Origin of the sequence: Staphylococcus sp. EG-SA-15 (assembly GCF_017151895.1) — a bacterium.
Lineage (GTDB): Bacteria > Bacillota > Bacilli > Staphylococcales > Staphylococcaceae > Staphylococcus > Staphylococcus aureus.
On record NZ_JACVZN010000164.1, the window covers coordinates 1 to 245 of the forward strand.

Here is a 245-nt window from a genome sequence, read left to right on the forward strand (position 1 = left end):
TTTCCATGTTTATTCCTGACAATGATTTTATGGCATCACTGGTAAGTGACTTGTCCGAATTTTTAAGTTTGAAATTAGAATCTATTGATACTTTTATGGAAAATCCACAGGAACTTGAAACATTATTCACGCGCGTCGTTGTTTTAGACTCATCAGCTAAAATAACATCGTATTGATGATCATGAGCTAAAGCATTAATGATTTCTTCATTGACGTCTGCAAATGTTACTTTAACATTGTTGTCT

Annotated in this window: 1 protein-coding gene and 1 pseudogene; one reads left to right on the forward strand and one right to left on the reverse strand. The window is 32.7% G+C overall.

The genetic code is table 11. From position 1 onward, the window contains the following. On the forward strand, positions 1–176 hold a 176-nt coding region (locus IDG64_RS15405), incomplete at its 5' end, for a hypothetical protein (RefSeq protein WP_241012154.1). Here the strand turns inward: IDG64_RS15405 and IDG64_RS14870 are convergent. After that, positions 113–245, reverse strand: a pseudogene (locus tag IDG64_RS14870) (mannitol dehydrogenase family protein); the annotation flags it as partial. The gene IDG64_RS15405 and the pseudogene IDG64_RS14870 sit on opposite strands and share 64 nt — an antisense overlap.